This is a genomic window from Mesorhizobium sp. M1E.F.Ca.ET.063.01.1.1 (assembly GCF_003998155.1).
Classification (GTDB): Bacteria; Pseudomonadota; Alphaproteobacteria; order Rhizobiales; family Rhizobiaceae; genus Mesorhizobium.
In genome coordinates this window covers 1-1,385 of sequence record NZ_RZSC01001119.1, presented here as the reverse complement: position 1 = coordinate 1,385, position 1,385 = coordinate 1, and the positions used below count along the sequence as shown (strand labels likewise).

General features: G+C 70.8%; 1 protein-coding gene. It reads right to left on the bottom strand.

Annotated features, from left to right (window positions below):
* On the bottom strand, nt 1–1,385 hold a 1,385-nt coding region (locus EOA29_RS36535; protein ID WP_145970052.1), incomplete at both ends, for a DUF2339 domain-containing protein.

The following is a 1,385-nucleotide window of genomic DNA, read 5'->3' as shown; positions in this document are numbered from 1 at the left end:
TCCTTCGCGCTCGCCGGCGCCGGCGAGCGCGAAGGAGACAGCGGGTCCACCGCCGAGCGGCGGTTCCTCGGCACGCGCGATCCACTCGCCGCCAGCGGCAAAGATCAACACCAGAAGCAGCGCCGGCAGCGCGTAGCCGAAGTCGCGGTCGATATCGCCGAAGGTGAGCCAGAGCGCGGTCAGCACGACCAGCGGCGCGATCACGCCCCATGCCGCCCAGGACGCCGCGTGGACGGGTGCCGCGGCGGCGAAGCGGCGCGCGGCCCAGAAGCCGGCGGCAATGAAGACGATGGCGAGCGCGACGCCGATGCGGAAGGTCAGCGCATCGGATGCCGCCAGCGGTTCGGCGCCCAGGCCGACATCCAGCGCATCGGCGCCGATGGTGGCGGGCGGGACGATGCCGAGATAGATCAGCACCGTCGCCAGGCCGGCGGCGAAAACCAGCGGCAGTGCGCGGGGGCGGTAGAGCGCCACCGCCACAAGGGCAGCGAGCAGCACCGCGCCATGCAAGGCATCGCCCGCCTTGGCAAAGACCGGATCGACCGACAGGCCGAGCGCAGTAAGCGCAACGAAAAAGCCGGGCACGATCGACGGCCAGTCGAAGCCGGATTCCGCCTCGTCGCGGCCAGTAATCAAGAAAAGACCGAGCCAGACGAAGGCGAGCACGGCGAGCGTGGCAAGGCTGATGAACATCACGGCGGCAAGGTTCACCTCAGGGGCATCGGTCATATAGAGGGTGGTCCAGATGCCGCAGCCGGCGAAAGCCGCCGCGACGAGCGCCTTCCAGTCGCGGATGCGGGCGATTGCCGCCGTCGCGGCAAGCACGATCGCCAGATAGACGAACAGCGCCCAAGGGTTGGGCGCCTCGGAGGCGACGAGTGCCGGCGTGACCATGGCGCCGACAAGGCCGATGCCGGCCAGCGCCAGGCCGTGGACCAGCGATACCGCGATTGTCGCAATGCCGATGGCGCCGAGCAGCGTGAAGGCGAGCGCCGGACCGATGAAGCCATAGATGCCATGCGCGGCATAGACGGTGCCGAACAGAATGAAGGCGCCGGCCGCCGTCAGGATCGCCGGGATATAGGCGCCGGCCGCGCCCTGCACCGGCACCCTGAAGCCGGTGCGGCGGATGAACTCGGCGCCGGCGACCAGCACCAGGCCGAGGATGCCGGCCATGGCGAGGCGCACGCCGGGGCCGAAAATGCCGGCCTCGATGGTGTAGCGGATCAGGAACAGCCCGCCCAGCGCCAGCGCGATGCCACCGACCCAGACCGCCCAGCGCGTGCCGAGCGCCGTCTCGACATCGCGCGCGGCCCTTGCGGGCGCAGCCGCCTCGGCCGGCGCGGCAGGTTGCGCCACTTCGGCTGGCGTGGCAGGCTCGGACA